Below are 562 nucleotides of genomic sequence, written 5' to 3'. Positions count from 1 at the left end.
CCTGTTTCGGCGATCACTTTGTTGACATGGTATATGGTATGACCAGCTCCGATGATATCAAATTCTGAGATATACACAACATGTACATCCGGGATTTCTTTAAAATCAGTACCTGACTGAGAATCTCTGACTGTAATGCTGGATTCATTGAAACGCACGCGTCTGAAATGATCATCATTATCAGATCTCTGTACTTCGACATTACAACGTACTCCATTGCCAAGCAGGCAGAGTGCATCAAGTCTTACAGACCTGCCATAGATGTTCCGTTCATCACTTTGAACGATCACATCCTTTACGATGAGGTTATCATCTTCGAGAACAGTGCATAGAATTTCCTCCATGACACCGGGATTTTTTGCAAGTACTTCAAAGAAGACATCATCAATAGGGCGAAGGTCCTTTACCTTGGCTTTCTTCTCTTCGATAGTTAATTCTGACATTTATTACCTCTCAAATGTTGGAATAGAAACAGCCAAGATATATATGTATAGTATGAATATATCATAGATAAAAGAAATAGAGATGAATTTAAAAGAAATTTTAGACTCTTAAACGGCTG

The 562-nt window shown here is 38.1% G+C and carries 1 protein-coding gene; it reads right to left on the bottom strand.

All coding sequences use genetic code 11. The features are described from left to right. Positions 1-443 (bottom strand): PD-(D/E)XK nuclease family transposase (locus tag BXO88_RS16255; RefSeq protein WP_206100010.1); only part of this gene is annotated, 443 nt, incomplete at its 3' end. Positions 444-562: the final 119 nt, after the last annotated feature.

The organism is Oribacterium sp. C9, assembly GCF_002007235.1.
Taxonomy (GTDB): Bacteria; Bacillota; Clostridia; order Lachnospirales; family Lachnospiraceae; genus Oribacterium.
The sequence above is the reverse complement of the archived record's forward strand: the minus strand, read 5'-3'. Positions and strand labels throughout refer to the sequence as shown.